We start from the raw sequence: 24,410 nt of genomic DNA, 5'->3' as shown, positions 1-24,410 counted from the left end.
ATTGCGAACACGTGATTCCAGGTATATCTTGGAATCACAGGGGTGTGAAGTCAGCCACCCAGACGAGTGTCCTGAATTTATGCAGAGCCTCAAGCCCCGTCCTTCAGGGCGGGGTAGTTGACCTATCCCGTCATATAGTGAACATCATGTCAAAAAATATATTAGATCCTCATAACATTCTAAACGATTATAAAAACCACGATATACCTATACAAACCATCCTGAATAAATATTCATTAACATCACAAAATCTCCGATCCATCATTGCTTCATATGATATACCTCCCCGTCCAAAAAATCCATTAAAAGTTGATCCCAGACTTAATAACAAAACATATCTACGGCATATCACATCTACATCCAAACCCTATACCCAAATCGCTCGTGAACACAACTGTTGTGTTACGACCCTAACAAAACGACTTAAACAACACAATCTACTCCGTTAACTCTTATAAAAAAGTCTCAATTTTTATTAGATAATTATAAAAAAATATGATTATCAAACCTCATTCATATACTATAGTAATAAAAACAGATATCAATAAATAGGTTGAACTACATACCTATTTATGGAGATCTATATTATGTCCTCTATCGAAACTATCTCCCTACAAATCTCAAATAATGGGTTAACCCCCAATATTGAACGTATAACCCGCGACTATACTCGTCTTACCCACGAATTCGGAGTACCGGATAAAGAAGCAATCAAAGTAATTGTAACTGATATCTGTAAAGAAAACAATATCACTCCAAAAAAGGTCAAACCTGAAGCACAAATAACTCCTACCTCCAAACTCATCAATACCAAACCAAACGACTGGATCACATTCGAAGGAAAAGTCATCTCCGTATCAGATAACCCAAGCAAAACTGTTACCCAAATGGGTATCATTGCAGACGATTCCGCCGCTATCAAATATATCATCTTTTCAAAATCAGAATTACCTCCTCTTGAAAAAGAATCCTGGTATAAAATCGAATCAGCCGTCGTAGACGAATTCCGTGGACAGAAAAACATCAAAATCCACAAAGGAACCACTATCACAAAAACAGAATCAGATACATCTGTCATGCCAAAACTTTGCGAAATCGGTTCTATTGAACCCGGTATCACCAGTGTACAGGGTAAAATCACCCAACTATGGGAACCTTTCTCAGACAAAATCCATCAAACAGGTCTCATTGCAGACGAATCTGGTATCATCAAATTCGTATCCTGGAAATCTTCAAACCAAATTCCTCTCGAACTACATAAAGTATATACTCTCTACTTTACAAACGCAGATTCATGGAACGGTAAAATCTCTCTTAACATCTCAGATGCCCTCGTCATTGAAAACGATGATGTAACTCTCGATGTCATGAACGGCGAAAAAACAATTTCAGGATGTATCGTTCACATCCAGTCAGGATCAGGTCTCATCAAAAGATGTCCTGTCGAAGGCTGTAACCGTCCTCTAACTCGTCAGAACTTCTGCAACATCCATGAACTCCAGCCAAAATACAAATACGATCTCAGATTACGAGCCATTCTCGATGATGGTCATACCGCACATAACGTATTAATCCAATGCGAACTCTGCGAAAAACTGTTTGATATGACTCTTGATAAAGCAATCGATATTGCAGAATCACAACCTCTTGGCATGTCAGAAATCGAAGTTATCATTACTCCAAAAATCATCGGTCAATATTTCACCATTTCCGGTCGATCATTTGAAGACATGTTCATCGCAAATTCTATCGAGAATACTCCTTTAGATACAACAAAACTTGTTACCATTATAAACAGTTTCGGAGTTGATGCATAATGCCTGCTAAAAACTACGGATCATTCACTCGTGAACCTGCAAAACGAATATTCGCCCAGGAACTCTCCGGCGCAATCCATTCATTCAAAGAATCCAACGACGACAAAGCACCAACATTCCACGTGCTTCCTTCAGGCGAAAAATGCAACAGGGTCCTCATCATTGGCACTTTAACTCATAAAGAGAAAAAAGGTGATAACCATCCCATGTATGTTGCAAGAATCGCAGATCCTACAGGAACCTTCTATGTAAATGCAGGATCATATCAGCCGGAAGCAATGATGCAACTTGCAAAACTCGAACCGGTAACATTTGTATGTGCGATCGGAAAGATCAATTCATACGAAACTCCTGATAAAAAGATTCTCATTTCTATCCGAATCGAAACGATCGTACCTGCATCAGAAGAACTCAAAAACAAATGGGTTCTTGATACTGCTGAACAAACATTACACCGTTTAAATAATCTCCAAAACTCTCCATACCTTCAGACAATCGAAACAGATTACTGGATCAAACCAGATACAATCAGATCTGCAGTTAAAAACGCAGTTGCAACCCTTCCTTTATAATCCCTTTTTTTTTGATGATTATTATGAAAAAATTAGTATATCCAACTGAACGCAAACCCTGCCATTCAGGAATCTATATTCGCACAGAACCAGTAACAGTATTCTACCACAAATGGGAATGTCCAATTTGTAACGAATCTCATCTCCTCGAACCTTCAACAGATACCATTATCTCATGCAAATCATGTCTCTCAAAATTCTACGTAACTCCGCCAAACTCTATCAGAACAAAATAAAAACTCTGATAAAAATCACCCTGATTATATCTCTCACATATATTTTAGTTTTTCACACATACATATTTCTTGGAGCAATCATCGTCCTCCTTATAATTGGCGGTAAATTTACAAACTATTACGACTATTAATTGATACTCATGTCTACAACTACAAACACCATTGCCATACTTTTCATAACTCTTATAATTATCTTCTTTGGAGGAGTATATTCATTTAACATAATAGATTCTTTCACAGATTTCACTACAAAAACAATTACACTATCTAATCCCTCAATAAAAAATCCTGTAACCCAAACCTTCAGAACCGCATATAACGGTCAACATTATATCATCAATATGGATTTCGATCCACGTATCCATTCAACCATCTCGCAATCAGAATCTACTTTAATAATCTACTCAATATCTGGTATAGATACTCAACACATCCAACAATACATGACACATCCTTCAAACACTCACCTCAACCCATTAATAACTGCACTAAAATCAATCAGCTCAAACCCTCAAACTCAAGCAAAACTTGCAATACGTCTCGTTAAAAACATCCCCTATGATAAAAACAAACAAGATTCAATCAAAAAAGGACATATCGAAACGGTCCGATACCCTTACAGCACTCTTTATGATAACCTGGGTATATGTTCAGACCAAAGTTATCTTCTGGGATATCTACTCAAAGAACTTGGATTCAAAACATATTATCTCGGATACTCAAAACCTACTCCTCACGTCAACATAGGTATCGCTACAACACCACAATATTCATACAAACAAACTCCTTATATCATCATTGAACCTACCGGAACCAAATTCGTCTTTAACTCTGATTATGGATATCCTTCAGAAATAACATCCCCAGACCCACCATTTTCAGTCCTCATCTCAAACGGTATATCCCTCACCGATATCTCAAAAGAATATCGCGCAGATAACCGTTTACTTGAAATCCAATCTCAAAATAACATTATATCAGCTTTCATGGAACTCCCCGAATATCTTGATTACTATATCTCATACGGACTCCCCAACCCAACAAACTCTAAATCATGACAAAATACAAAATACCTCTCCTCCTCCCAGAAAAACGCGACAAAATCATCTCAGGAAATTGCACTCAACTCATAAAAAATAACCAAAAACTCAAACCAGGCGATCAATTCTGTGTATTTACCTGGGCAGGAAAACCATATTTTTCAAATTGGTCATGGCAATCCGATTATTTCACTATATCCTCCGCAATTCCGATTCAAGTATATCCGGATTATATCTGTCTCGGAGACGACCCTCTCCCCCACGACTCCTCTTCAACATTACTTAACTATTTTGCAAAAGCCGAATGTATTAATCCGGCAACCTCAGAACATTTAATTGATATTCTCAATTTACTCTATACTCCTACAAACAAAGGATTCCTTGCACAAATTATCAAATGGGAATTCCAAAAAATAGATCTCACCCAAAAACATTTATATTAATTATATTCATAATAATTTAGAGAATCCTAAAAAAATTCTCTGAAATGAGGCTGCCTTAAATGGCTCATTCCTCGATATATTTCTAACACCTCAGGCATATCTTTAAATTTATTGAATTCATTTTATGTATTGAGGTTTTTAAAAAAATCTCCGTTCTATGAACGTAATATATCCGCTTTTGTCAACCCCAGACATTAGTCCCACATGGAAATTCCTCCTTTGAACGGATCTCTCGGACCAGGGAGATCCAAACCATTTCAGTCCCGTAGTGTAGCGGTCAATCATGCAGGACTTTGGATCCGGCGACGACGGTTCGAATCCGTCCGGGACTATTTTTTTTTATAAAACAACACAAAAACGCGATCATTATGTCTCTACCAAAAGAAAAACCTAAAAAACACTCTGATCATCTAAAAAAGAACAAAAACGTATTTGTATGTTCCATCCCAACATATAATTGGAATATTGATATAACACCAAACACAAAAAAATAAACTACCCTAATACCCTTATTTGACTCCAATTGCAGATTGGGCATCGGTACCTCTTGCTATACACAAAAAATTGGCAGAATGACTCTCTTGCCTTCCCTTGCCTCTGTATAAATTGTTAGTTAAAAACCATAAACCCTTCCGAGCGCATACCATGACATACACACACGACATCCCAAAAATCATATCACAAATTGATAAAATTCTCGAATATGGAAACGATATAATCATTCCTCTTCTCAGTAACGAAACCCTTATCCACAATTGTGGTTACCAGGGAGATAATGCAAAACTCTTATCAAAACTCTTATCTAATCTAACAGTATCAAAACATATTCTCAAAGAACAATATCTGAACAACATCAAAAATCCTGAAACCGAGTGATACTATGGGTTTAAAATTCAATTTCAACATGATTAACGAAGATCCGCTAACTATAAAAAACAAAATTCTACAATCCTCAAAATATCCTACCAGAGATTGTGCTGCAGAACTCAGGGCAGAAACACAATATATGGACCAAATTAATATTGCATTTAACAAATCAATGGAAAATAAAAATGCACAATTTATTTTAAATATGATGGATATCGACAAACCAAAACTTCTGACCGAAGAAGATAAACGTGTAGAACAACCAAATTACTTCGCTATAACCGGAAAACAAATCCCCGGAACCAACTGGACATACCTTTCCCATACACTCTATGGATCTTTAAACAACCGAATTCTATGCGATAAAACACTATCAAAAATCTTGCAAAATGCCGAATACTATTCTACAATAAACATAAATTACAATTCCGTATCAGGTGAAGGAAAAATCAGTTACTACACTTTTCCCCCATCCCTTACCCCGCAACGAACTACAATCGCAGAATCAATAAACGACGAAGACGAATTTGAACAAATCACCTTAACTCACCAAAAAACATTCTATCACCCAACACACAACCTTTATATTCATCTCCGCGACTGGCAGGAACCTTGCCCAAAATGGGATTTTAAAATAGAATTCACAATATCGACAAAATAACACATCTCCCTCTATTCCAATACCACACTTTTATTCTAACACTTTAAAACCCTATTAATCTTTTATAGAAGAATCTGTCATTTAACTATATGATAGAATCCTTCTCCATAGAATCCCTCCTCGGACTAGCCGCAGCAGCAGGTGCAAGTTTTTGGGGATATCTCCAAAAGAAACAAACAGTACAAGCAATCGCCGAAACAAAATATATCAAAAAAGAATGTGACGATCTCTATAAAACCAACCAACAAACCGTTGATTTCCTTGATCCCAATTCCCCGGAAGATACTCCTCCCCAAAACCTTCGATACATTCACGTATCCCCCGCAGTCAGAAGTTTCATAGTATCAGGTCTTCCTGAAGCAGAACGAATATATGTATCACAACAAATCGACGAATACGAAATCCAAAAAATGCGCGGATATATTCTAAAACACAGTAAAGGATATACCATCATCAAAAACGGTCAAATCGCTGGTGGAGGAAGTCAGGGAGCCCCGGTCCCAAAAGAAATCCCCAAATAACTACTTTTATCTATTATAATCTACTTAAAATAGTAGATATAATTCTTTTTTGATTAATATGTTAAAAAATACGAAAGAAGTCCGAGAAACCTCTATTCAGAAAAGAGGACACTACATCCATATCGAAACTCAAGGCTGTATCATCAACATCTATCCCAGTATTATAAATCATTCAACCGGATTACCCGTAACTTCAATCTCAATCATCCCCGACGATCGATTCGCGGGAGAACCTGTCTGGAAAATCGACGAAGGTCAATCAATCACGCGCGTTATTCAAACAAACGATCTCCCCTCTTCCGGCAGAATCGGATAAATGATTATTATTTTGTATATTTTATAAAAAAAAGAATACGCAACATTCGAATATGCCAAATCCACTATGGAGACTGACAATGACACACCCAATGATTCCAACATGGCTTAAAATCGGAAACAAAAACATGTGGATCTCAAAAGCATGGGATCCTCCGTTTAATGAAAAATCCTTTTACGAATGCAAAACCATCGAAGAACTCGCAGAACAATTCAGATTCGACAACTGGTGTATCGGGACTTCATTCATCTACCAGAACCTCTGTTTCATAAACCAGATTGAAGGCGGTAGTGAATGGAAAGTTATTCGTGATGATATCTCATTTGAATCACTCACCGGTTCATATTATTCAAATATCGATCATTTAACAAAATTCATTAACGATGCTCAGGCAGCCACTCCCGAACAACTCCGGCGCCTCGAATACGTCCGATAAAAAACACCATACACATTTTTCCAACCTATAAATATGTACGCGTACACCTTTTCCTAACTTAATCATGTCTCCCACACTTGCTCAGCTCAAAGCCGTCGCCGAACGCACCTGGCGCGGTCCCGTCCAGTCAATTGATCCAACCAACCGGGAAAACGTTTATTTCATGGACACTCCCGGTCACGGCGGCTATGTCGTCCCGGTCGATTCACTCACCCAGGACGAAATCGAAAAGATACACGAATATGTCATCCAAACAGGCAACTCTTTTGTCCCTGATCCAAAAACCCATCAAATCATCGTATTCGAAGAAGATTGCGAATATAGAGTGCTAGAATTTCTCACAGGTATATGCAGAACAGAATTCCTCGACGAACACGGCAACTATCGTATTCCTGGTTACAAAAACAGACTCGAATCAGCTTTCGTAAAATATTATATGAAACAAATAAACCGGAGATCAAACAATGTATGAATCAGAAGAACTTAATATGATGCACAATGCGAACAAATCACTTGATCTAGCCATTGAACTCATCACAACAGGATTATGGAAAGCTCGGGAAGCACTTTATTTACTAAAATGCATTAATCCAGAATTAGCAAAACTCGCAGAAGAAGGATGGTATAATAAAACAGCAGAACTTTTCGATTATGGATTTTCTCCTATAAAATCCCCAAAAGGCACTCTATCTGACATTAAATCTCTCATCGCACACTTCTCAAACCCTCTCTATAAAGAATGCTACTTCAAAATACTCAATCTCGGACCCTTCAAAGGATACATCCGCGAAGAAAATTATGATGCAACCGAAGATCCAATTATGTTCGACTTCATGGAATCAACGAAAATTCTATCAACGATTTACGGATTCGATAATACAAAATGGGTATATGATCGATTACGAGACGAATTCATATCAGTTGAATCTGATCCAAACGCTCCGGGTTACTTCAAATTTCCATTTTGCCATCCAATTAGAATCAACGATATGAAAATCAAAACATATCAAATCAAAATCCCCAACACTCCCTGGATTCAAATTATGCCTATTCCTGAAACTACCTCGGAAGATTAACATGCATACAATCATCCATTATCTCTGTCCAAATTGTCAATCGGATTTAACAATTATCTCAAACCCTCTTCCAAAATATGACGAAACCAATAATCTCCATTCAATAGAACGAATATGCCAAAACTGTGGATGTGTATTCCTCAACGTATTTGTCTGTAATGAACAAAGAATCATCAAATACCGTCCATTTACTCAACTTCTTAAACAACATAAAAACACCCTTGACCTCCTTGCAAAATAAGTGATACTATGTATTGTCCCAACTGTAAAACCCAGGAATTTACTTTCTACGATATCGAATTCGACGATAACGATTGTATTTCAATCGAAGTTGAATGCAACGATTGCGGTCATATCTTCAACCCGACATTCTACCATGATCCTCCATTTGATAAAATTGATTTTTATATCGGCGATTTCGGTCCCTATCCAGGATATACTCAACATAAAACCTGGAACGGATGGGGAACTCCCCATTTCGAATTTAAAACCATCATTCAAATCCTAACAGATATGTTCGAGTTTGAAGACTGGGACTACAATCCCAAAACCGATGAATTCGAATGTAATGATCTTGATAGCGAACATTGCTTATTCCTATCCACCCATGGTAAAGAAATCATTTATAACAAAAAAAGAATCCACGTTTACTCACTTGGATCCAACGAATGGACATGGGCTTTTGTTCCAGACACTATACCCGAGGACGAATGAAACGACACTTACCCACATCCTGCTCACCTCCCAAAACAAAAAAAAATATTGTATATCTCAATAACCAAATTTTTGGTATATGTCCAAAATCATCTATTACCCATAACTACAAAAACCCTGCTCTATACAAACATTATTCGACCCATAAACCCAATTATTCTTCACAATCAACAATCGTCAGTCTACTCAATAAAGTAAACAAATATATTCATAAAAAACATAATTACTCAATTAATGTAGAATTAACAAATACTACATTCATTGATCTTCGTAATCTCGACGTATTCAATATCTTAAAACCAACAAAAATATATTTCAGAAACGACGGGATCGCGCATCCCCTATACCTAACCAACAACGGATATGTATTAATCATCGCCCCAATATGTAACAATAAATTTTTCAAAAAATCCCGAAATTACCTTAAAAAAAATAAGTGATCCTTATGACTTCAAGAGAAACAGATATCGAAACCCTCGAGATAAATATTATACTGTCAAAACTACGTATAGAATATCTCGAACTCCTTCATAAAAACTACAAATTCGAACAATCTCATCTCGAAACCCCTCTTGAAATTGACAATATCCTTAAAATCCTACATACTCTTGATACCCTCATCGAAGACCTCAAAACAGAACCCCTCGATCCTCCGAATCCTCTCCACAACCTATCAAAATATATCAAATTGATAGAACTTATTTCTCCCTATAGTCTCAAAAAATATCCTCGATTCGATTACACAAAAATTGAATGGGAACCAACATCTTCAATCAACTCAAAACAATATTTCCTCCAATACTATCTAGGTGATATACAAACATGTCAAAAATATATCCCATATCTATAATCGGACCAAATACCTGTCAAGCTATGTATTCATCAAAAAAACTCTCTTCCAAAGAAAGAGAAACAATCCAAACCATCACAAAATCATATAACTTTAATAATAAACCAGAACACGCCAACCACTTAAAAATCAACGCAGAAATAACCGAATATCTAAAATCAATAAAAAAACACGCTTCTATATCAAACGATGTGTGGAGATTCTCCTTCCGATAATTATGACTCAAACTGAATTATTCCCTACTCATTCCGATACCTATGGCATTTGCGAACTCTTCTGCGGTGCCGGAGGTATGGGATCGGGGTTTGCCAACCATTTCACTATATCTCAGGCTATTGATATCAAACCGGAAGCTGTCCAGACATATCAGGCAAACCATCCAGAAACACAAACAATTAAAAAAGACATCAGCATATTATCCGGCGCCACCAACGACTTCACCGGCATTACAGGTATAATCGGCGGTCCTCCATGTCAGGCATGGAGCCGAAGAAACATTAAACAAGATCCAGACGACCCCAGACGCCTTCTCGTCAACGATTTCATGAGATTAGTATCAGAAATCAAACCCGACTTCTTCGTGCTTGAAAACGTCGTAGGAACGCCCAAGGATATCAAAATAGCGATATCTGATCAATCAAAACACCTGGAATACCATACCAGATCAACCTGCCTAAAAGCATCTGATCATGGTGCCGCCCAGACCCGTCCACGATGGGTAGTCATCGGATCAAAAACAAAGATCCCTGATATCAAAAAATATCCTGCAATAACCGTCAACGACGCTTTCTCTCCGATCACTCACAATTGGGGTTACATGAAATCTAATATAACTACTGTAGCCCGATTCAAAACAGCTTCAACAACCGATTGGCAACCAATGAACGGTAAATACAAAAACATGATCCGTCTTACCGGCACCACACCTGCACCCACAGTAGTTAATCCAAAAAAAGTATATATGATCCACCCCGCAGAAGATCGAAACATCACTCTTGCAGAAGCTGCAGCACTCCAGGGATTCCCCCCGGATTATATCTGGAAAGGTACAGAATCCCAGATCGGTCAGATGATTGCAAACGCCATGCCATCACAACTAGCATCAGCAATCGCAGAATCAATATCAAAAACATATATTGGATGATTATTATGGCAAAACGTTGCAAGAAATGCGAGTACGGAGATTGCGGAGACATGTGTCGGTTTTGGAGGATCTGGAAAAAACAAGTAACTCTAAAATATTGCTCCGAGGCATTCGTTGAAGAACTGAAAAAGGAAGGTGTTGCCAAGCACAACGCACTAGTAACTCCAACACAAATCAAAGACTATACAAAATTCAAAGAAATCAGTAACCTAATATTCAAAACAAAGTGATTATTATGTCCTATACAAACAACCCGGCAGCAGATTGGGATGCCCATATTCGCAACGAAGAATATTTCGAATCTCTATTAATAGGTGCATGTGAAGGATCAAAAAAAGGATTCTTCAGAGAACCCTGCCCCCACAACGGCAACTGTATTCTTCAGGATACCGACAATACTGAAAAAATGATCGATCATTGCGCCCGTCTCAGACACATTACCCGATGTCTCAATCAAACTTCTAACAATAAAAAGTAATTATTATGTCATACACAAACAATCCAGCAGCAGACTGGAATACTCACATCGCCGATCTTGATAATTACGCAGATCTATGTATAAGTATCTGTGAAGGCGCTCCATATTTCGACGGTCCATGTCCATTTGTCGAAGATCCCGAAACAGATTGCATCTTACTTGAATCAGAAAACGATACTAAAATATGGACACATTGCGCCCGATTCAGAGAAGTCGCCAGAATTCGCGATAAACAAATTAAAGAGGAAAACGATGGTTACTATCAATATTACTGTGAATCCCTATTTGATAATACATGTTTTGGATCTATAAATTTCCAATTCAAATTCCAAAACGCATGTCCTCATAATAACACCTGTATTCTTCGTGATACCAAAAACCTCAAAAAAATGATAAACCACTGTCCTCGTATCAAAGAAATCGCCAAAATCCACAATATTAAACTAGAAGAAAAAAATAAAGAATTATAATTTGGTAGATGTCTATGAAAAAATACCGTAAATATGTATGTGCTGGTCAAAACCCCGAAGATATCTTCTACTCTGCAAAATTTTATACTGGCTGCGGTTACGAAACAATCGTCAACATCGATCAGTTCCCCTGGAAATGCCCTAAATGCAGAGGTAAACTTGATTGCACTGAAATTCTGGAGATATGATCATACCATGATGTACCCTTACGAAAAACTATTCGGAAACACAAAAGAACTTAGAATCCTCGAATATATCCTAAATAATATGGATGATATAGAATTTTGGATGTCTGATATTGCCCGAGATCTAGAAATCTCATTACCAAAATCGAACAAAATATTTCTAAAATTCAATAAATACAAAATCATCCTCATAAATCCCGATACTTCGAAATATTACATCAACCACAACTCTCCCTTTGTAAAAGCTTTTATATCTATTAACACAACTCTCATTAAACATATCACCGAACAAGAACTATGGGACGAACCCCCCGGCGAAATAACATATGGGTTATAAACATGAACGTCTTAACAGATTTTGGAAAAGCAATTTGCCCGTACTGCAAAACTAACAAAAATTTCAAAAAAGGACCCGGACCATTATTTTCCTGCACGCAATGTAATGTTCCAAGCACCATTGAAGAATTCGATGATTACCAATCATACTTATTAAAAAACAGATATCATACTCGTCCTTTAAAACATTTCCCAATATATTATATCAATTGTCCTCTAGCATTCCAGCCAAATGATATATACAATACAGACGACGAATACCCAATCCAAACCCATTATCTAAACAAAATAGCTTGTGAAAACTGTATTTACTGCAACCATATCCATGATAACCAAACCCTGTGCAATGTCACCTGCACCACCATTGATAATTTCTTAACCATCAGAAAACGATATTCAAATAACGCAACCACACGAATATGGTTCAATGAAAACAACCTCGATGCTCCAGAAACCACCGTCCTTTATAAAGACGATAACGAAAACTGGCAATTGATATATGTTTATCACACCAGCCCCTACGGATTTATCCCTCCGCAGTACACACACAAAACCATCTCAGATAAAGAAGCAATTGATATCCTCGTCAAATACAAAGACCGAGCATTCATTGAAACCAATTTTGAAGATGGCGACGAAATCATGATTGGTATAATGGAATCAGAATTCTATCGAGAACATCACGGGTATGACAACCTATAATAATTCTATCACGACGATATCTATGTCAGAAAAAAAACCACCCTCCCTTGTAACCGTATCATATATAACTTCTATAACCTGTCCATCTTTACAGACTGCAATTAACAAAATCAAAATAGGGATGCCAGATTCTATATTTGTTGATGAACAAGGCACAATTATTAAATCAGAGGATATCCCCTGGGATCATCACCCTCTCTCAAAAATCACTATTTACACAAACCTAAATGATTATCACAAAAACAAAATATTCGCCACTATCACCCCACTCTAACCACTTTATATAATTATTTTTAAATTAAATAAAAAAAGATACCATGACTCCCGAACTCAAACCTCTTGATAACGGTCGTATCACCGACACCGAATTCCGCAACGCATATGACGAACTGATCAGCGAACTATCAGTACAAGATATCCTCAATATTTCCGGCATCACAGAAATCATCCAGGAAGAATATAACAATGATATCATCGATATCGCCTATCTCGACCGATCAATAAATAACCCCTGTTGCATCTGCAAAAACCCGTCAAAAGGCACTTATGATGGCAATTATTACTGCGAATCGTGTTTCGACGAAGAATTCCCCGAGGATGACGAATAATACAAACTAGAGTTAACCAATGAAAATTAAATGCAAATTATTCCCAAAAAACCCTTTATGCCCATTTCTCCAAGATGGTGAAAATTGTATGATCTCATTAAGTGGATTAGCACAAGCATTCCTATGGGGAATTTTAGTTGGAGTATTCATAACTCTAATTTATATTCATTTATCTTATGGATTGATTTCATGACAAACACTTCTCTCACCTGTCCTCACTGTGGTGCCACATCAAACAATTTTTCAACACCCTGCCTCAAATACAAAGAAGAAACAATCGATCTCAAATTCAAATGCATGAATTGTCTCAATTACTTTACACATTCCTATGGAATAATCGTCCCTCACATACCTAAAAATCCCATTGTCAAATGCAAAGAATGTATTCATAACCGTAGCTGTAACGAATGCAATATCTTAGCCATCCATTATGGTTCAGATTACGAAACTGAAGAAGAATCTGAAAAAAACTATCCTCATGATGCTCCAATCGTCTCAGTCTTTAACGATTTTGGTGAAGGAATGGTCATTTATCACCATCCCGAATTTGGATGCAACTTTGGTAAAAGAAAAGAGAATCCGATATGACTGACACTTCTCTCACCTGTAACTTCTGCGGAAAAAATGCTTCCTACAACACACCCTGGACAGACGGAAACGGTCTTATAATGTGTGATCATTGTGCCAAAACAGATCATACTACTAATGATCTCTGGTATGGTATTAACCAACACAAAAAAACCTCAGACGATACACCTCTATCCTCATCTCCATCAAAATTATACTTCAGATACAAAACCGTTAGTATCTGCGCAGAACAAAACTATAAAGTCAACGTTATCAACGGAAAAACCCGTAACAGATTCTATGTATGGTATCCTCAATTTACTTATATCTGTTGGATCAAAGGAGGATTACAAAGTTTCCCTCTCATCCAGGAAGAAATCGATGAATTAAATAAAGGCAATCTGGATATTCTCAAAGAGATCTACAAAATATATGAAAAAACAGATCTGTATAGATGCACAAAATGCGGGAAAGACTTTCCCGGGGAACCAATTGGTTATCCGGTATTTGCAGGCGCCCTCTGCCAAACCTGCTGGAACGAACATCTCAAACACATCGAATATGAACGAAAAATCGGAAATGTATGCACACTCTGCAGAAAACCTTACAGTCTGTGTACCTGTTAAACAAACCCTTACAACGCACAAAAACCTCATCATGACTCCTACTACTACAACAATGACTGAAATCGACTTTATGCTCATGGATCTCAAAATCCCTGAAACTAGAAGATATTCCAATCTCAATGATATTATCGAACACATCTCAGAACTGTATAAGGAAGAAATCGCCAAAATCTGCGAATATACCTCCCTCGCGGAATCTTCTGATCTCATACTCACTTTACACGATACCGATTTCAGTTTATTTTACCAAATTATTGACAACACATTCCTGGTCGAATCAAAGCTCACCGAAAAATATATCGACAAATCCGCATCAGATTTCGATTTCGATGAATATAATATGAATTACAAAAAAGAAGAAGAATTCACTCATTTCGATATGGCACACGCTGTAATCGACCGAGAACTATATTGGGCTCTCAGCGACCTATGCGGAATATAATCATGGCATCAAGAGAGAAAAAAATCACTGAATATTATGGAGGTATACAATCAGAACTTAACTATTATATACATAACAAACCAAACCCCCCTCTTATAAAACTCGAAATAGAACGCCTAAAAAAATATCCCAAACACCCCTATATTCTGGGAAAAATAGACGGACTAAAACGATTAATCCAAGAAAAATGGTAAAACAAACCATAACAGAGGAATAACCAATGCCTGGTATAACTAAAACCTCCCGAAAAACATATCATGCACCCCAATTCAGGGTATGGCAACAACTTGCTATGGACGACGATGTTACAATTTGTAACAATAACACCCTACTTGAAGATCTCATTGATAAAAGAAAAATCCAAAAATCAAAAAAATGGTGCAGAACCGTCTCAGATCTCCGACGTGATCTCGCAATCGCATCATTCGAAATACTAAAAAACCCATATTGTAGTTATTGCGGTAAAGTTCTCATCATCAACAATGGTAAAATCGAATGTCCTGATCACAACGACACATTCTCTTTCCATACCGTCAAACCATTTAAATTATAATGCGAGGGACCGGATTCGAACCGGCGAACCCCTTCGAGACTGCCCCCTCAAGGCAGCGCCTTTGACCTGGCTCGGCAACCCTCGCACACAACAACCAATCATTCAACAAAGGCTCCAAACGCAGATCTAATGCATAAACTTGAAACATTCCCTCAAGCTAGTCAAAATTATAGCGATATATTTTTTATATTCGAACTCCATGATACCCTATGGAATTCGTAGAGAGGATCCCGGAACCCAACAAAACCTATTTAAAAAAATGGATCAGATACCAAAAACTAAAAGGATTAAAAGACAGCACAATCACTACAAAATTATGGCGTATCTATACCTTTATCAAATTCTTTGAATTTAAGGATCTTGATACTGCTATTGCAGATGATCTCGAAGATTTCTATCTTGATAGAAAAAACGATCATAAACCCATGGCTGTCCATAACGAAATTAAAGATATTGAACGTTTCTTCAAATGGTTTAAACCAAACGATCACACCATCATTTTCGCCAACATCCAACCAAAAAGACCTTCAAACACTCTTCCTTCCAGTAAAAACGTCCTTACCCGCGACGATATTTCTAAATTACTAGAATCCTGCAATAACCAACGTGATCGCGCACTCATCATGATCCTTTGGGATACCGGCGCACGAATCGGTGAAATCATCAATATCGATATTGGACACATAGAATTCGATCAATTTGGTGGTGTTTGTATTCTTGAAGGTAAAACAGGTAGGCGTCGTGCAAGATTAATCGATTCAATACCTGATATCCAGTTATGGATTAATATGCATCCATTAAAAGGAATGACTTCCTCCCCCCTCTTCATAGAAACGAAGTCAAAAGAAAGACGCCGGTTATCTATCAGAACAATCGAAAACCTGATGAAAACTCTTCAAAACCGCGCAAATATATCAAAAAGAATCCACCCTCATGCATTCCGGCACGCCAGAGCAACAGAACGTGCCAATTATCTCACAGAAGCCCAGATGAATCTCCGGTTCGGATGGACCCCCGGTTCAGGCATGTCAAGGATCTACGTGCATCTTTCAGGAAAAGAACTCGAAGAAACAGAACTTCGGCTAGCAGGTATCCTCCAGGAAGAAACCCACAAAAAAACACCATCTCTCACCCCAATAAAATGCCCCCGATGTTCAGAAATGAATCCATCCGACTCACTATTTTGTCGTAAATGTAGTATGGCAATCACTGAAGATTCACTCAACACAATAGAACATCTGGATAACGATATCTCTAATCACCCTCAATCCATCTCAATACTTACAAAAAAAAGTAATAACTATAACCTATAACACACAATACATTCGTATCAGAGGCACACTCCTCTCAATTTTTGTATCAAATCCGAATACTATATCATACCATACCAATGTCAAATTCAAATGTTCCTACCCCTGAAAACCCTCGTATAGTCACCAAAGAAGAACTATTCCATTTCGAAAAATGTCGTCCCTACCTTACAGGTATCGGAGAAGTCATGACAGAACTCGGAATCTGGAAAATCGTCGATAAAAAACAATCATAATACCATGGATACATCAGTAACATTCTATGCAATCATCGGAGGCATATTCTTACTCTACCTCTCGCACTACCTTCTATGAAACACCACAGACACTTCATCATCAAAGGAGAATATCTGGTATTATCTCCAAAACCCCTATTCAAAACAATATCAGCCGAAGAAACAACATCATTCAAACGAGCCCTAAAAACATACAATCAATACACCAACAACCCCCCGGCAAACCATATGATATTCATCACAAAAGACTGTTATCGATCAAATTATCATCCGGAATCCGCTCCGTTCTACCCATTTTATTTCATCCTGTATAAATTCCCTGACAGACCCACCTCAACATGGCATCCATCACAACCAATAATGAAATATGAAGATATCCTGAAAATTCATAAAAAAATAACACAGTCATACACAGAACCATTCACCGAACGATTCGTAGAAACAATCACCTGTCACATATCACCTCCCATCACCCCTGCAAACCCATAGTCCCGAGGTACATATCATGTATCAGTTCCGTAAATATCCTTCAATACACTACTACAACCATCACAACGATATCGAAACCCGATTCGTAAACACCCCGTATCACATTCAGAAAAAGATTGATGGATCAAACATCGGCATCTCATTCATCAAAAACAAAGTTACAATCCAATCAAGATCCATGGAAACCGCGCATGTCAAATTCAGTAACTACATCAAATCATGCGACTGGTTCCCAGACCTCGAAAAATACCTGGATTATCATCGCGACATTGTTATCTACGGCGAAATCTGCGTACCGGGAAAATCTCCAAGCAGGATAACATCATACAAAAACTATGATTTCAAAGCATTTGATATCCTGTATAGAATCCCGGACCAATTCATGAAACCACAATTCGCTGAAAACACTTTTAAAGAGATCAATATCCCTTACATCCCCATTGAAAAATCAGGTATCGTCAATTCATTATCTGAACTCACAACCCTTATAAACGATCTCAAAACAGAAGCCACCCAAAAAAACATCGAAGGTTATGTCCTGAAAACAGACCTACTCACTCGTTGCAAAATCAAACCGGACAAACCTCAAAAAATCCCAACAAACAAAGCAGATCAAACAAACACATTAATCCCCGATCTTCCCGACGAAGAAGTATACTCGACAATCACCCGTATCAGGGACGAACATCCAGGACATTTCTCAAATATAAAAACCGCAATGCCTCTTATAGGTAAAGCTGTTGCAGAAGAAGCCAAAAAACATCAAGCTCGCCCTCCAAAAAATCTGGTCTCTTATTACTTAACAATCCTCAACTCCTAATATTTTTATTCTCAAAATTATTATAAAAATATGGAGGTATTCATATGACAGAAATTATGACAAATACACATCCAAAATTCAATTTCGATCATCATATCACAGGATTATTCAGTATGTATTTATCAACAATCAAACTACACACAACCATCCTGGAATCAAATCTTGATAAAATCACTCTTCCCGCATTCAGACGCATCCTCTTATCTCTCAACAACTGGTCACGTGAAGATCAGGAATTTAAACAAATCTACAAAATAGCAGTTTTATATTGCGAATACTGCAATCCAATATACAACCAATCAAAATCAACTCTGGAAAAGATCCTTGATGACGAAGATCTCCCAATAATTGAATATGCTCTCTCCCTGATATCAGATCTCAACTACACAAAATTCGCTGATTATACCATTGGCTATCTCGATGCCGATCGATACCCTCCAAACATCACAAAAACCGCAACAAATACACTACGTCATTTCATATACCTGGATCCAACACTAAGTATCAATCTTGCAAAAGAACATTCACTATGGACCAAAAACATCAAATACCCTCTCATAAAACTCCTTGCAGAAACAAAACAACAACCCATTCTCCCTTTTCTCCATACACAACTCAATTCAAAACATCCTACCGTTCACCATTCAACAATTCTCGATTACCTTCACTATTTCAAACACTATTCATCATTACCCATTCTTCTCAAATTCACCGAAGACAATAATTCAACCAACACCCTCGGCGATTACGAAAAAGCAAACAAAATCATCGCCGATATCTGTTTAAAAATCCATACCCGATTTTATCCCGAATAGATTATAAAAATATTGAGGTAATGTATCATGTGCGACAAACCTGTAGATGCGTTCATTCACAACAATCTTCTCGTCGAGATTCATAACGACGACGTATGCCCAACAAACCCCGTCAAAGAGTATGATCTCGTAGGTACGATGATCACCACTCACCGAAAGTACGCTCTCGGTCATATCCAGAAACAAAACCCTGCAGATATCCTTGAACACATGTTCACTGCTGTAATCGACACAGCCGACGACGAAACTCAAAACAAGATCCTCAACGATCTTGCAGACGCAATCCCGGCAATCGACATCTATTTTGACGAGTATGGTGACGAAGAATACGATCTCTCCGATGTCCTCACACACTGTGCAGAAGAGCTCTACTATACCAATCCCGAAACCATCCTTAGTATTATCGACGAATATTGTATCATCCTCCCGCTCTACCTCTTCGATCATAGCGGAGTTGCTATCAGCACGCATAACTTCAACGATCCCTGGGATTCAGGACAAATTGGATACATCTACGCAAAAAAAGAATCTGAAGGTCATTCAGACGAAGAACTCCGGAAAATCCTTAACGACGAAATCGAATTATACGATTCATATCTCCGTGGCGAATGTTATGGATTCGAAATTTACGATCCTCACAACAAAAACGAACCTATAGACTCGTGTTGGGGTTATATCGGAGATATTAAACACTGTATCAACGACGCCAAATCTACAGCCGAAACACTAAACAACACCTCACCAACCCTTCCAACCTATAAAGACCTTTCCCGAATACAATTCCTTGATCTAATCGAGGCTTACGACTCTTATATACAGGACGCAAACGAAAACGACCGATACGATTCGGGGTGGCGACCGGTCTGCATCTCAGAATTTTATGATAACGAATACCTGGGAGAACAAAAGATGAAAACTCTTACCCAAAACGAACTCGATAAAATCTTAAAAAACCACGAAATATGGCTAAACGACCCCAACAACGGCAGATGCGCAAACCTATCCAACACCAACCTCTCAGAAGCTAACTTATTCAAAACAGACCTATCCTACGCAGACCTCTCTGGAGCCGACATCACCGAAGCCGACCTCAGCAAAACCAACCTCTCCAACACCGACCTATCCTACGCCAACCTCTTCGGAGCCGACCTATCCTACGCCAACCTCTTCGGAGCCAACCTCTTCAGAGCCAACCTCTTCGGAGCCAACCTCTCCCATGTTAATATCTCAAAAACCTACCTCTCCGAAGCCAACCTATCCAAAACCAACCTATCCGAAGCCAACCTCTCCAGAACCAACCTCTCCGAAGCCAATCTCTCAGAAACGAACCTCACCGGAACAAACTTCTTCGGAGCCAACCTCACCGGAACAAACCTTATCGGAGCCAACCTCACCGGAGCAAACCTTGATCTATCCTGTCTCCCGCTCCACTGCGGATCACTCGACATGCTCGTTGATCGCCGAATCGCGATTCAGATTCTCTACCACTTCTGCGCATTAAAATGCGACGATCCGGAGATCACCGAAATCCAGAACAGCCTCATCCCCCTCGCCAACCAGTTTCACAGAACTGATGTCAAAAAACTAAAAGGAAATTAAAAAATAAAACCTATCCCCCCAACTTCTCTTTGTCTCACCCAATGCCACATATGTGGACACGAAAATTTCAAAATCGAAGATATAGATATATACAACGATTGGATCAATATTACAATCTACTGTCCCTCCTGCAATCAGCAATATACAAAAAATTACAATCTCCTTTCCCTCACCGATCCCGAATGCGAAGAAACCACTCCAAAATATCCCCGTCCCTTCAACTGCCCTTCATGCGATTCTGGACACACCGTAACTACAGATATCATCAGCGATACCGAACAAGCTCAATTCACTCATTTCATGAAATGCAAAGACTGTAACACAACCTGAAACACAATATTTGCACAGGTCTGTATCACCAATATCGAAATTGGAAAAATAACCAAGGAAGAATAACCATGTTCATTTGTCCTCACTGTAAACAGAAAACAAAACAAATCATCGAAGTTCTCGATCGAGTTCAAATCCCTGTATATCTTAATTCAAACAAAATATTCGTCACAGGCGAACCCGACCTCAATGACGCCCGATGCACAGGCATCTATTGCAGCACATGTAACAAATATATCGAAGGTCTTACAGCCTTGGATTGCCTTCCAAAAAACCAGGGGCAAAAAGAATGAAAATCACTGCACACGAACTCCAAAAACATTTCGATATTGCTGAAGGCGACGCAGATTATATCCAATCGTTTATCAGCACAACCTGGTTACCTCCTACAACAGTTTTGAAAAGTATCGCTCCCTTTATCAAAAACAACTATGGCGTAGAATCCCTCTATCCGGACTACCCGGATCTCGTATACCTCAACATGGGTGATACCTACTCCCCCACAATATTCCACGACGGAACCTCATACCAAATCGGCTCATGGGGTGACTATGTCGAAACCCACCAAAAAACGTTCAACATAACCTTTAAAAAAACCATCACCGTAACAGCAACAAACCAAAACAAAGCAATTATTCAAGCTCTTACCGAAATGAAAGACAACCCTCCAACAAGCAAAGATATCGATCGTATTGATACTACAAACCACCGAAAATCAAACCTCAAAAAAACCCAATGTAATGTATGAATATAATTTTTAAAAAAACATGGAGAATAAAAAAATGAAACTCAACGGTCTCAACATCTACGGAATCAAACATATTGTCGTCACCGGCAAACGTTCAGTAAAATGGACTCGCACCCCGATCTTCAATGAAAAAACAAAAACTGGTTATATCTGGATAAAGAACTACAATCCATCTGAATTCGATTCTCATGAACCTGCCAGCACCAGATCAGATCCCGACACAATCAATTTCATCAAATACGCTCTCGCAAACCCTGATCGCTACAAGGTATGGTTCCACACAGATACCATCAACATCAATCCACCCAACCTGGAATAACAAAACATGAATAAAAATACCTCTTACCCCAAAATCCTGGAATGTCCAAGATGCAAAAACACCGATCTTGACTACACTTCAGATGAATTCGATAAAACCAATATATATTATCGATTCAAATGTCCAAAATGCGGATCCAAATTATCAACTAAATTCGAACTAACCAATATCGAAGACGAAACCTCTGATATTACTCTTTTCGATCTACACAACCAACTCACCGAATTAAAAACCGGTATCGATCAAATCAAAACCCCTAACGATCTCTGGCTTTGGAATTATCCCTCAAATACTCAAAATATTGATCGTTTACTCAAAATATCAACAGAATTCATCATATCCATTTACAAACTAAAAATCGCAAACAGAGAATATCCAGATGAACTCCCACGCGAACACTGGACACTCACCGATTTCAATCTTATCATTGAACTTCTAAATATGACTGATGCTTTTTATTCTCTATCCAGAAAAATCGCAGCAGATTATATCGAAGACGACGACGACGACGATAAAGATATCGATACTTATCTTGACGAATACCGATCAATCGGTCTTGCCATTGAAAACGGAATGTACGAAATCAAAGAGATTTCAGAAGACAAAACATGAACCCCACTATCCTTTACGCATCAGCCTGGTCAAAAGGATCAGATATCGATCGATCATTCAGATATGTCCTTCTCAAATGGAACCACAAAAACGAATACAGCACTCATATCGAAATAAAGAATCCCTCAACCCCCCACTTCATCAGCGGCAATTATTTCACATCTTCGACAGAAGCCTCAGCCCATCTCAAACTCAGAATCTCCCGAAACAACAACGACTTCTTAGAAACCAACAGCAGCCATATCCCCGGAGGAATCACAAGCATTGCATTCGTATGCCCGGAATGCAGCTACCCTCAATACTGCCCATGTGACTCCTGCAAACCCCGGCTCCCTTCAACCATGCGCCCCTGGATCTATGATCCCAACCACAACAGCATCATCCATTGTAGCAATTGCGGATTCTCAGCTCACGAAGACGAATGGCTTGATATCGAAATGAAAAATGCAGAATTAATCTCTGAAACTATCAGAGAAAAATCCGATTTACATAAATAAAGATGATCACATGAAATTCCACCCAATCCCTCAAAAATCAACCTCTTTAATCTATTCTCTCCCCCAACAAACCATCACCCTTTCAAAACCAAAAATAAAACTTCCCCAACTATATATATCATTAACGGAATCTCGCGGAATAGCATGTCGTCATGCCGATTGGTATAATGGAACAGCACAACACTCAATCAGCCGCAGACTCCAAAAAACACCACATAAAACCATTAAAGGTATATCATGAACAGCACCTACAAAAAACTCAGACAAAGTTGTGAAGCCGTTCTCGAACAGATCAGAGACGACTCTATCGACACCCTGCTTGAAGATATCATCGAAGTTGAACGCACACAATATTCATCCAAAACAGGATGGAATACTCAGAACATCATATTTATTATGGCAACCGGCGGTCCACATATTGAAATCAACACCAACACTCGCACAATTAGTGGATTTTGGAGTTCAGAAGACTGCTGCATCTCGTTCCGAGGAGACAGAGATATCGAATCGAAAATCGACGAACTTCTCGAATTTTTCAAAGAATGATGATGAAAAAAAGATATTGTATAACTGCTGAAGTTACCCTTCAGATCATGGCAGATTCAGAAGATCAAGCCAAAGAAATTATCTTAACAGAACTAAACGAAAATCCTCCAACATTCAATCATGATAATATCTCAGATATCATAGAATTCAATCCAGACCCAACAATCCCCTCAAAAGCCAAATACGGAACTCTCCAAAACGAATATATAACCCCCATAATACTCTATCACACATGCCCCAACTGTGATTCAAACGACATTATCAAATCAGGATCCGCATCATTTAGTACTTCAGATAACACAATCATGATTCCTTTCGAATGCAACACCTGTGCAACAGTATTCTATGATATCTATCAGAAAACACGAATCGAATACTATCCGACCGGATCCAAATACCCCTACCGTTATCCCTACTGACCCCTGAATT

32 protein-coding genes and 2 tRNA genes are annotated in these 24,410 nt (G+C 38.3%); 33 read left to right on the top strand and 1 reads right to left on the bottom strand.

Annotation, left to right across the window (positions count from 1 at the left end; all coding sequences use genetic code 11):
- Positions 1–587 precede the first annotated feature (587 nt).
- The 21 genes from PHO71_RS14705 to PHO71_RS14605 all read left to right on the top strand — a co-directional run bounded on the left by PHO71_RS14705 (position 588) and on the right by PHO71_RS14605 (position 15,660).
- Positions 588–1,817, top strand: a complete 1,230-nt coding sequence (locus tag PHO71_RS14705; protein WP_300204758.1) for a hypothetical protein — start codon at positions 588–590, stop codon at positions 1,815–1,817.
- A complete protein-coding gene (locus PHO71_RS14700; protein WP_300204756.1) occupies positions 1,817–2,389 on the top strand; it encodes a hypothetical protein in 573 nt (190 codons plus the stop codon). Before PHO71_RS14705 ends, PHO71_RS14700 begins: the two co-directional genes overlap by 1 nt.
- A 376-nt stretch (positions 2,390–2,765) precedes the next feature.
- The gene (locus PHO71_RS14695; protein ID WP_300204753.1) at positions 2,766–3,683 is read left to right on the top strand and encodes a transglutaminase-like domain-containing protein; all 918 of its coding nucleotides are present in this window, start codon (positions 2,766–2,768) and stop codon (positions 3,681–3,683) included.
- Positions 3,680–4,108 carry a hypothetical protein gene (locus PHO71_RS14690; protein WP_300204751.1) on the top strand — a complete coding sequence of 143 codons (429 nt, stop codon included), beginning with the start codon at positions 3,680–3,682 and terminating at the stop codon, positions 4,106–4,108. Before PHO71_RS14695 ends, PHO71_RS14690 begins: the two co-directional genes overlap by 4 nt.
- A gap of 259 nt (positions 4,109–4,367) precedes the next feature.
- Positions 4,368–4,440: transfer RNA gene (locus PHO71_RS14685), tRNA-Gln, on the top strand.
- Between the two features lie 674 nt (positions 4,441–5,114).
- Positions 5,115–5,636 carry a hypothetical protein gene (locus PHO71_RS14680; protein ID WP_300204749.1) on the top strand — a complete coding sequence of 174 codons (522 nt, stop codon included), beginning with the start codon at positions 5,115–5,117 and terminating at the stop codon, positions 5,634–5,636.
- An 89-nt stretch (positions 5,637–5,725) separates the two neighbouring features.
- Positions 5,726–6,157, top strand: a complete 432-nt coding sequence (locus PHO71_RS14675; RefSeq protein WP_300204746.1) for a hypothetical protein — start codon at positions 5,726–5,728, stop codon at positions 6,155–6,157.
- A gap of 58 nt (positions 6,158–6,215) precedes the next feature.
- Positions 6,216–6,473, top strand: coding sequence for a hypothetical protein (locus PHO71_RS14670; RefSeq protein WP_300204745.1), 258 nt, complete (start codon positions 6,216–6,218; stop codon positions 6,471–6,473).
- A gap of 52 nt (positions 6,474–6,525) precedes the next feature.
- Positions 6,526–6,909, top strand: a complete 384-nt coding sequence (locus PHO71_RS14665) for a hypothetical protein (RefSeq protein WP_300204742.1) — start codon at positions 6,526–6,528, stop codon at positions 6,907–6,909.
- A 64-nt stretch (positions 6,910–6,973) separates the two neighbouring features.
- Complete coding sequence (locus PHO71_RS14660; RefSeq protein ID WP_300204739.1) at positions 6,974–7,381, top strand: hypothetical protein; 408 nt, start codon at positions 6,974–6,976, stop codon at positions 7,379–7,381.
- The gene (locus PHO71_RS14655; protein WP_300204736.1) at positions 7,374–7,985 is read left to right on the top strand and encodes a hypothetical protein; all 612 of its coding nucleotides are present in this window, start codon (positions 7,374–7,376) and stop codon (positions 7,983–7,985) included. The genes PHO71_RS14660 and PHO71_RS14655 overlap by 8 nt, the downstream gene beginning before the upstream one ends.
- A 249-nt stretch (positions 7,986–8,234) precedes the next feature.
- Complete coding sequence (locus PHO71_RS14650) at positions 8,235–8,699, top strand: hypothetical protein (protein WP_300204734.1); 465 nt, start codon at positions 8,235–8,237, stop codon at positions 8,697–8,699.
- A 1,067-nt stretch (positions 8,700–9,766) separates the two neighbouring features.
- The gene (locus PHO71_RS14645; RefSeq protein WP_300204731.1) at positions 9,767–10,693 is read left to right on the top strand and encodes a DNA cytosine methyltransferase; all 927 of its coding nucleotides are present in this window, start codon (positions 9,767–9,769) and stop codon (positions 10,691–10,693) included.
- Between the two features lie 5 nt (positions 10,694–10,698).
- Entirely contained in the window at positions 10,699–10,923 is a 225-nt protein-coding gene (locus PHO71_RS14640; protein ID WP_300204728.1) for a hypothetical protein, read from the top strand.
- 5 nt (positions 10,924–10,928) lie between these two features.
- Positions 10,929–11,171 carry a hypothetical protein gene (locus PHO71_RS14635; RefSeq protein ID WP_300204726.1) on the top strand — a complete coding sequence of 81 codons (243 nt, stop codon included), beginning with the start codon at positions 10,929–10,931 and terminating at the stop codon, positions 11,169–11,171.
- Positions 11,172–11,176: 5 nt separating this feature from the next.
- On the top strand, positions 11,177–11,641 hold the full coding sequence (locus PHO71_RS14630) for a hypothetical protein (RefSeq protein WP_300204723.1): 465 nt from the start codon (positions 11,177–11,179) through the stop codon (positions 11,639–11,641).
- 524 nt (positions 11,642–12,165) lie between these two features.
- Positions 12,166–12,864: a hypothetical protein gene (locus tag PHO71_RS14625; RefSeq protein WP_300204720.1), complete on the top strand. Its 699-nt coding sequence runs from the start codon at positions 12,166–12,168 to the stop codon at positions 12,862–12,864.
- A gap of 317 nt (positions 12,865–13,181) precedes the next feature.
- Entirely contained in the window at positions 13,182–13,472 is a 291-nt protein-coding gene (locus tag PHO71_RS14620) for a hypothetical protein (protein ID WP_300204719.1), read from the top strand.
- 123 nt (positions 13,473–13,595) lie between these two features.
- Complete coding sequence (locus PHO71_RS14615; protein ID WP_300204716.1) at positions 13,596–14,060, top strand: hypothetical protein; 465 nt, start codon at positions 13,596–13,598, stop codon at positions 14,058–14,060.
- A gap of 411 nt (positions 14,061–14,471) precedes the next feature.
- Positions 14,472–15,107, top strand: coding sequence for a hypothetical protein (locus tag PHO71_RS14610; protein WP_300204713.1), 636 nt, complete (start codon positions 14,472–14,474; stop codon positions 15,105–15,107).
- A gap of 220 nt (positions 15,108–15,327) precedes the next feature.
- The gene (locus PHO71_RS14605; protein ID WP_300204710.1) at positions 15,328–15,660 is read left to right on the top strand and encodes a hypothetical protein; all 333 of its coding nucleotides are present in this window, start codon (positions 15,328–15,330) and stop codon (positions 15,658–15,660) included.
- Here the strand turns inward: PHO71_RS14605 and PHO71_RS14600 are convergent.
- Positions 15,661–15,745: transfer RNA gene (locus PHO71_RS14600), tRNA-Leu, on the bottom strand. It abuts the gene before it with no gap.
- Between the two features lie 124 nt (positions 15,746–15,869).
- Between PHO71_RS14600 and PHO71_RS14595 the strand changes: the two genes are divergently transcribed.
- The 12 genes from PHO71_RS14595 to PHO71_RS14540 all read left to right on the top strand — a co-directional run bounded on the left by PHO71_RS14595 (position 15,870) and on the right by PHO71_RS14540 (position 24,400).
- Positions 15,870–16,973 carry a tyrosine-type recombinase/integrase gene (locus PHO71_RS14595; RefSeq protein ID WP_300204707.1) on the top strand — a complete coding sequence of 368 codons (1,104 nt, stop codon included), beginning with the start codon at positions 15,870–15,872 and terminating at the stop codon, positions 16,971–16,973.
- A gap of 77 nt (positions 16,974–17,050) precedes the next feature.
- Complete coding sequence (locus tag PHO71_RS14590; protein ID WP_300204705.1) at positions 17,051–17,206, top strand: hypothetical protein; 156 nt, start codon at positions 17,051–17,053, stop codon at positions 17,204–17,206.
- A gap of 75 nt (positions 17,207–17,281) precedes the next feature.
- A complete protein-coding gene (locus PHO71_RS14585; protein WP_300204702.1) occupies positions 17,282–17,695 on the top strand; it encodes a hypothetical protein in 414 nt (137 codons plus the stop codon).
- A 16-nt stretch (positions 17,696–17,711) separates the two neighbouring features.
- A complete protein-coding gene (locus tag PHO71_RS14580) occupies positions 17,712–18,515 on the top strand; it encodes an RNA ligase family protein (protein WP_300204700.1) in 804 nt (267 codons plus the stop codon).
- A 56-nt stretch (positions 18,516–18,571) separates the two neighbouring features.
- Positions 18,572–19,330 (top strand): hypothetical protein, encoded by a 759-nt coding sequence (locus PHO71_RS14575; RefSeq protein WP_300204697.1) that lies wholly within the window; start codon positions 18,572–18,574, stop codon positions 19,328–19,330.
- A 27-nt stretch (positions 19,331–19,357) separates the two neighbouring features.
- Positions 19,358–20,929 (top strand): pentapeptide repeat-containing protein, encoded by a 1,572-nt coding sequence (locus tag PHO71_RS14570; protein ID WP_300204695.1) that lies wholly within the window; start codon positions 19,358–19,360, stop codon positions 20,927–20,929.
- Positions 20,930–21,548: 619 nt separating this feature from the next.
- Positions 21,549–22,007, top strand: coding sequence for a hypothetical protein (locus tag PHO71_RS14565; protein ID WP_300204692.1), 459 nt, complete (start codon positions 21,549–21,551; stop codon positions 22,005–22,007).
- 34 nt (positions 22,008–22,041) lie between these two features.
- The gene (locus tag PHO71_RS14560; RefSeq protein ID WP_300204690.1) at positions 22,042–22,326 is read left to right on the top strand and encodes a hypothetical protein; all 285 of its coding nucleotides are present in this window, start codon (positions 22,042–22,044) and stop codon (positions 22,324–22,326) included.
- A gap of 6 nt (positions 22,327–22,332) precedes the next feature.
- Positions 22,333–22,938 (top strand): hypothetical protein, encoded by a 606-nt coding sequence (locus tag PHO71_RS14555; RefSeq protein ID WP_300204688.1) that lies wholly within the window; start codon positions 22,333–22,335, stop codon positions 22,936–22,938.
- Positions 22,935–23,435 carry a hypothetical protein gene (locus PHO71_RS14550; RefSeq protein ID WP_300204686.1) on the top strand — a complete coding sequence of 167 codons (501 nt, stop codon included), beginning with the start codon at positions 22,935–22,937 and terminating at the stop codon, positions 23,433–23,435. Before PHO71_RS14555 ends, PHO71_RS14550 begins: the two co-directional genes overlap by 4 nt.
- A 237-nt stretch (positions 23,436–23,672) precedes the next feature.
- The gene (locus PHO71_RS14545; RefSeq protein ID WP_300204683.1) at positions 23,673–23,981 is read left to right on the top strand and encodes a hypothetical protein; all 309 of its coding nucleotides are present in this window, start codon (positions 23,673–23,675) and stop codon (positions 23,979–23,981) included.
- A complete protein-coding gene (locus PHO71_RS14540; protein ID WP_300204681.1) occupies positions 23,978–24,400 on the top strand; it encodes a hypothetical protein in 423 nt (140 codons plus the stop codon). Before PHO71_RS14545 ends, PHO71_RS14540 begins: the two co-directional genes overlap by 4 nt.
- The last annotated feature ends 10 nt before the right edge of the window (positions 24,401–24,410 follow it).

Origin of the sequence: Bacteroides sp., from assembly GCF_028690125.1 — a bacterium.
GTDB lineage: Bacteria > Bacteroidota > Bacteroidia > Bacteroidales > Bacteroidaceae > Bacteroides.
The sequence above is the reverse complement of the archived record's forward strand: the minus strand, read 5'-3'. Positions and strand labels throughout refer to the sequence as shown.

Coding starts and splice junctions, on each gene's coding strand:
- PHO71_RS14650 (WP_300204734.1), top strand. CDS start 8,235: ATGTATTGTCCCAACTGTAAAACCCAGGAATTTACTTTCTACGATATC.
- PHO71_RS14680 (WP_300204749.1), top strand. CDS start 5,115: ATGGACCAAATTAATATTGCATTTAACAAATCAATGGAAAATAAAAAT.
- PHO71_RS14595 (WP_300204707.1), top strand. CDS start 15,870: ATGGAATTCGTAGAGAGGATCCCGGAACCCAACAAAACCTATTTAAAA.
- PHO71_RS14630 (WP_300204723.1), top strand. CDS start 11,177: ATGTCATACACAAACAATCCAGCAGCAGACTGGAATACTCACATCGCC.
- PHO71_RS14565 (WP_300204692.1), top strand. CDS start 21,549: ATGAAAATCACTGCACACGAACTCCAAAAACATTTCGATATTGCTGAA.
- PHO71_RS14700 (WP_300204756.1), top strand. CDS start 1,817: ATGCCTGCTAAAAACTACGGATCATTCACTCGTGAACCTGCAAAACGA.
- PHO71_RS14575 (WP_300204697.1), top strand. CDS start 18,572: ATGACAAATACACATCCAAAATTCAATTTCGATCATCATATCACAGGA.
- PHO71_RS14665 (WP_300204742.1), top strand. CDS start 6,526: ATGCCAAATCCACTATGGAGACTGACAATGACACACCCAATGATTCCA.
- PHO71_RS14555 (WP_300204688.1), top strand. CDS start 22,333: ATGAATAAAAATACCTCTTACCCCAAAATCCTGGAATGTCCAAGATGC.
- PHO71_RS14670 (WP_300204745.1), top strand. CDS start 6,216: ATGTTAAAAAATACGAAAGAAGTCCGAGAAACCTCTATTCAGAAAAGA.
- PHO71_RS14705 (WP_300204758.1), top strand. CDS start 588: ATGTCCTCTATCGAAACTATCTCCCTACAAATCTCAAATAATGGGTTA.
- PHO71_RS14560 (WP_300204690.1), top strand. CDS start 22,042: ATGAAACTCAACGGTCTCAACATCTACGGAATCAAACATATTGTCGTC.
- PHO71_RS14545 (WP_300204683.1), top strand. CDS start 23,673: ATGAACAGCACCTACAAAAAACTCAGACAAAGTTGTGAAGCCGTTCTC.
- PHO71_RS14570 (WP_300204695.1), top strand. CDS start 19,358: ATGTGCGACAAACCTGTAGATGCGTTCATTCACAACAATCTTCTCGTC.
- PHO71_RS14620 (WP_300204719.1), top strand. CDS start 13,182: ATGACTCCCGAACTCAAACCTCTTGATAACGGTCGTATCACCGACACC.
- PHO71_RS14590 (WP_300204705.1), top strand. CDS start 17,051: ATGTCAAATTCAAATGTTCCTACCCCTGAAAACCCTCGTATAGTCACC.
- PHO71_RS14690 (WP_300204751.1), top strand. CDS start 3,680: ATGACAAAATACAAAATACCTCTCCTCCTCCCAGAAAAACGCGACAAA.
- PHO71_RS14610 (WP_300204713.1), top strand. CDS start 14,472: ATGAAAAAACAGATCTGTATAGATGCACAAAATGCGGGAAAGACTTTC.
- PHO71_RS14695 (WP_300204753.1), top strand. CDS start 2,766: ATGTCTACAACTACAAACACCATTGCCATACTTTTCATAACTCTTATA.
- PHO71_RS14615 (WP_300204716.1), top strand. CDS start 13,596: ATGGGGAATTTTAGTTGGAGTATTCATAACTCTAATTTATATTCATTT.
- PHO71_RS14580 (WP_300204700.1), top strand. CDS start 17,712: ATGTATCAGTTCCGTAAATATCCTTCAATACACTACTACAACCATCAC.
- PHO71_RS14660 (WP_300204739.1), top strand. CDS start 6,974: ATGTCTCCCACACTTGCTCAGCTCAAAGCCGTCGCCGAACGCACCTGG.
- PHO71_RS14645 (WP_300204731.1), top strand. CDS start 9,767: ATGACTCAAACTGAATTATTCCCTACTCATTCCGATACCTATGGCATT.
- PHO71_RS14540 (WP_300204681.1), top strand. CDS start 23,978: ATGATGATGAAAAAAAGATATTGTATAACTGCTGAAGTTACCCTTCAG.
- PHO71_RS14640 (WP_300204728.1), top strand. CDS start 10,699: ATGGCAAAACGTTGCAAGAAATGCGAGTACGGAGATTGCGGAGACATG.
- PHO71_RS14635 (WP_300204726.1), top strand. CDS start 10,929: ATGTCCTATACAAACAACCCGGCAGCAGATTGGGATGCCCATATTCGC.
- PHO71_RS14655 (WP_300204736.1), top strand. CDS start 7,374: ATGTATGAATCAGAAGAACTTAATATGATGCACAATGCGAACAAATCA.
- PHO71_RS14625 (WP_300204720.1), top strand. CDS start 12,166: ATGAACGTCTTAACAGATTTTGGAAAAGCAATTTGCCCGTACTGCAAA.
- PHO71_RS14550 (WP_300204686.1), top strand. CDS start 22,935: ATGAACCCCACTATCCTTTACGCATCAGCCTGGTCAAAAGGATCAGAT.
- PHO71_RS14675 (WP_300204746.1), top strand. CDS start 5,726: ATGATAGAATCCTTCTCCATAGAATCCCTCCTCGGACTAGCCGCAGCA.
- PHO71_RS14605 (WP_300204710.1), top strand. CDS start 15,328: ATGCCTGGTATAACTAAAACCTCCCGAAAAACATATCATGCACCCCAA.
- PHO71_RS14585 (WP_300204702.1), top strand. CDS start 17,282: ATGAAACACCACAGACACTTCATCATCAAAGGAGAATATCTGGTATTA.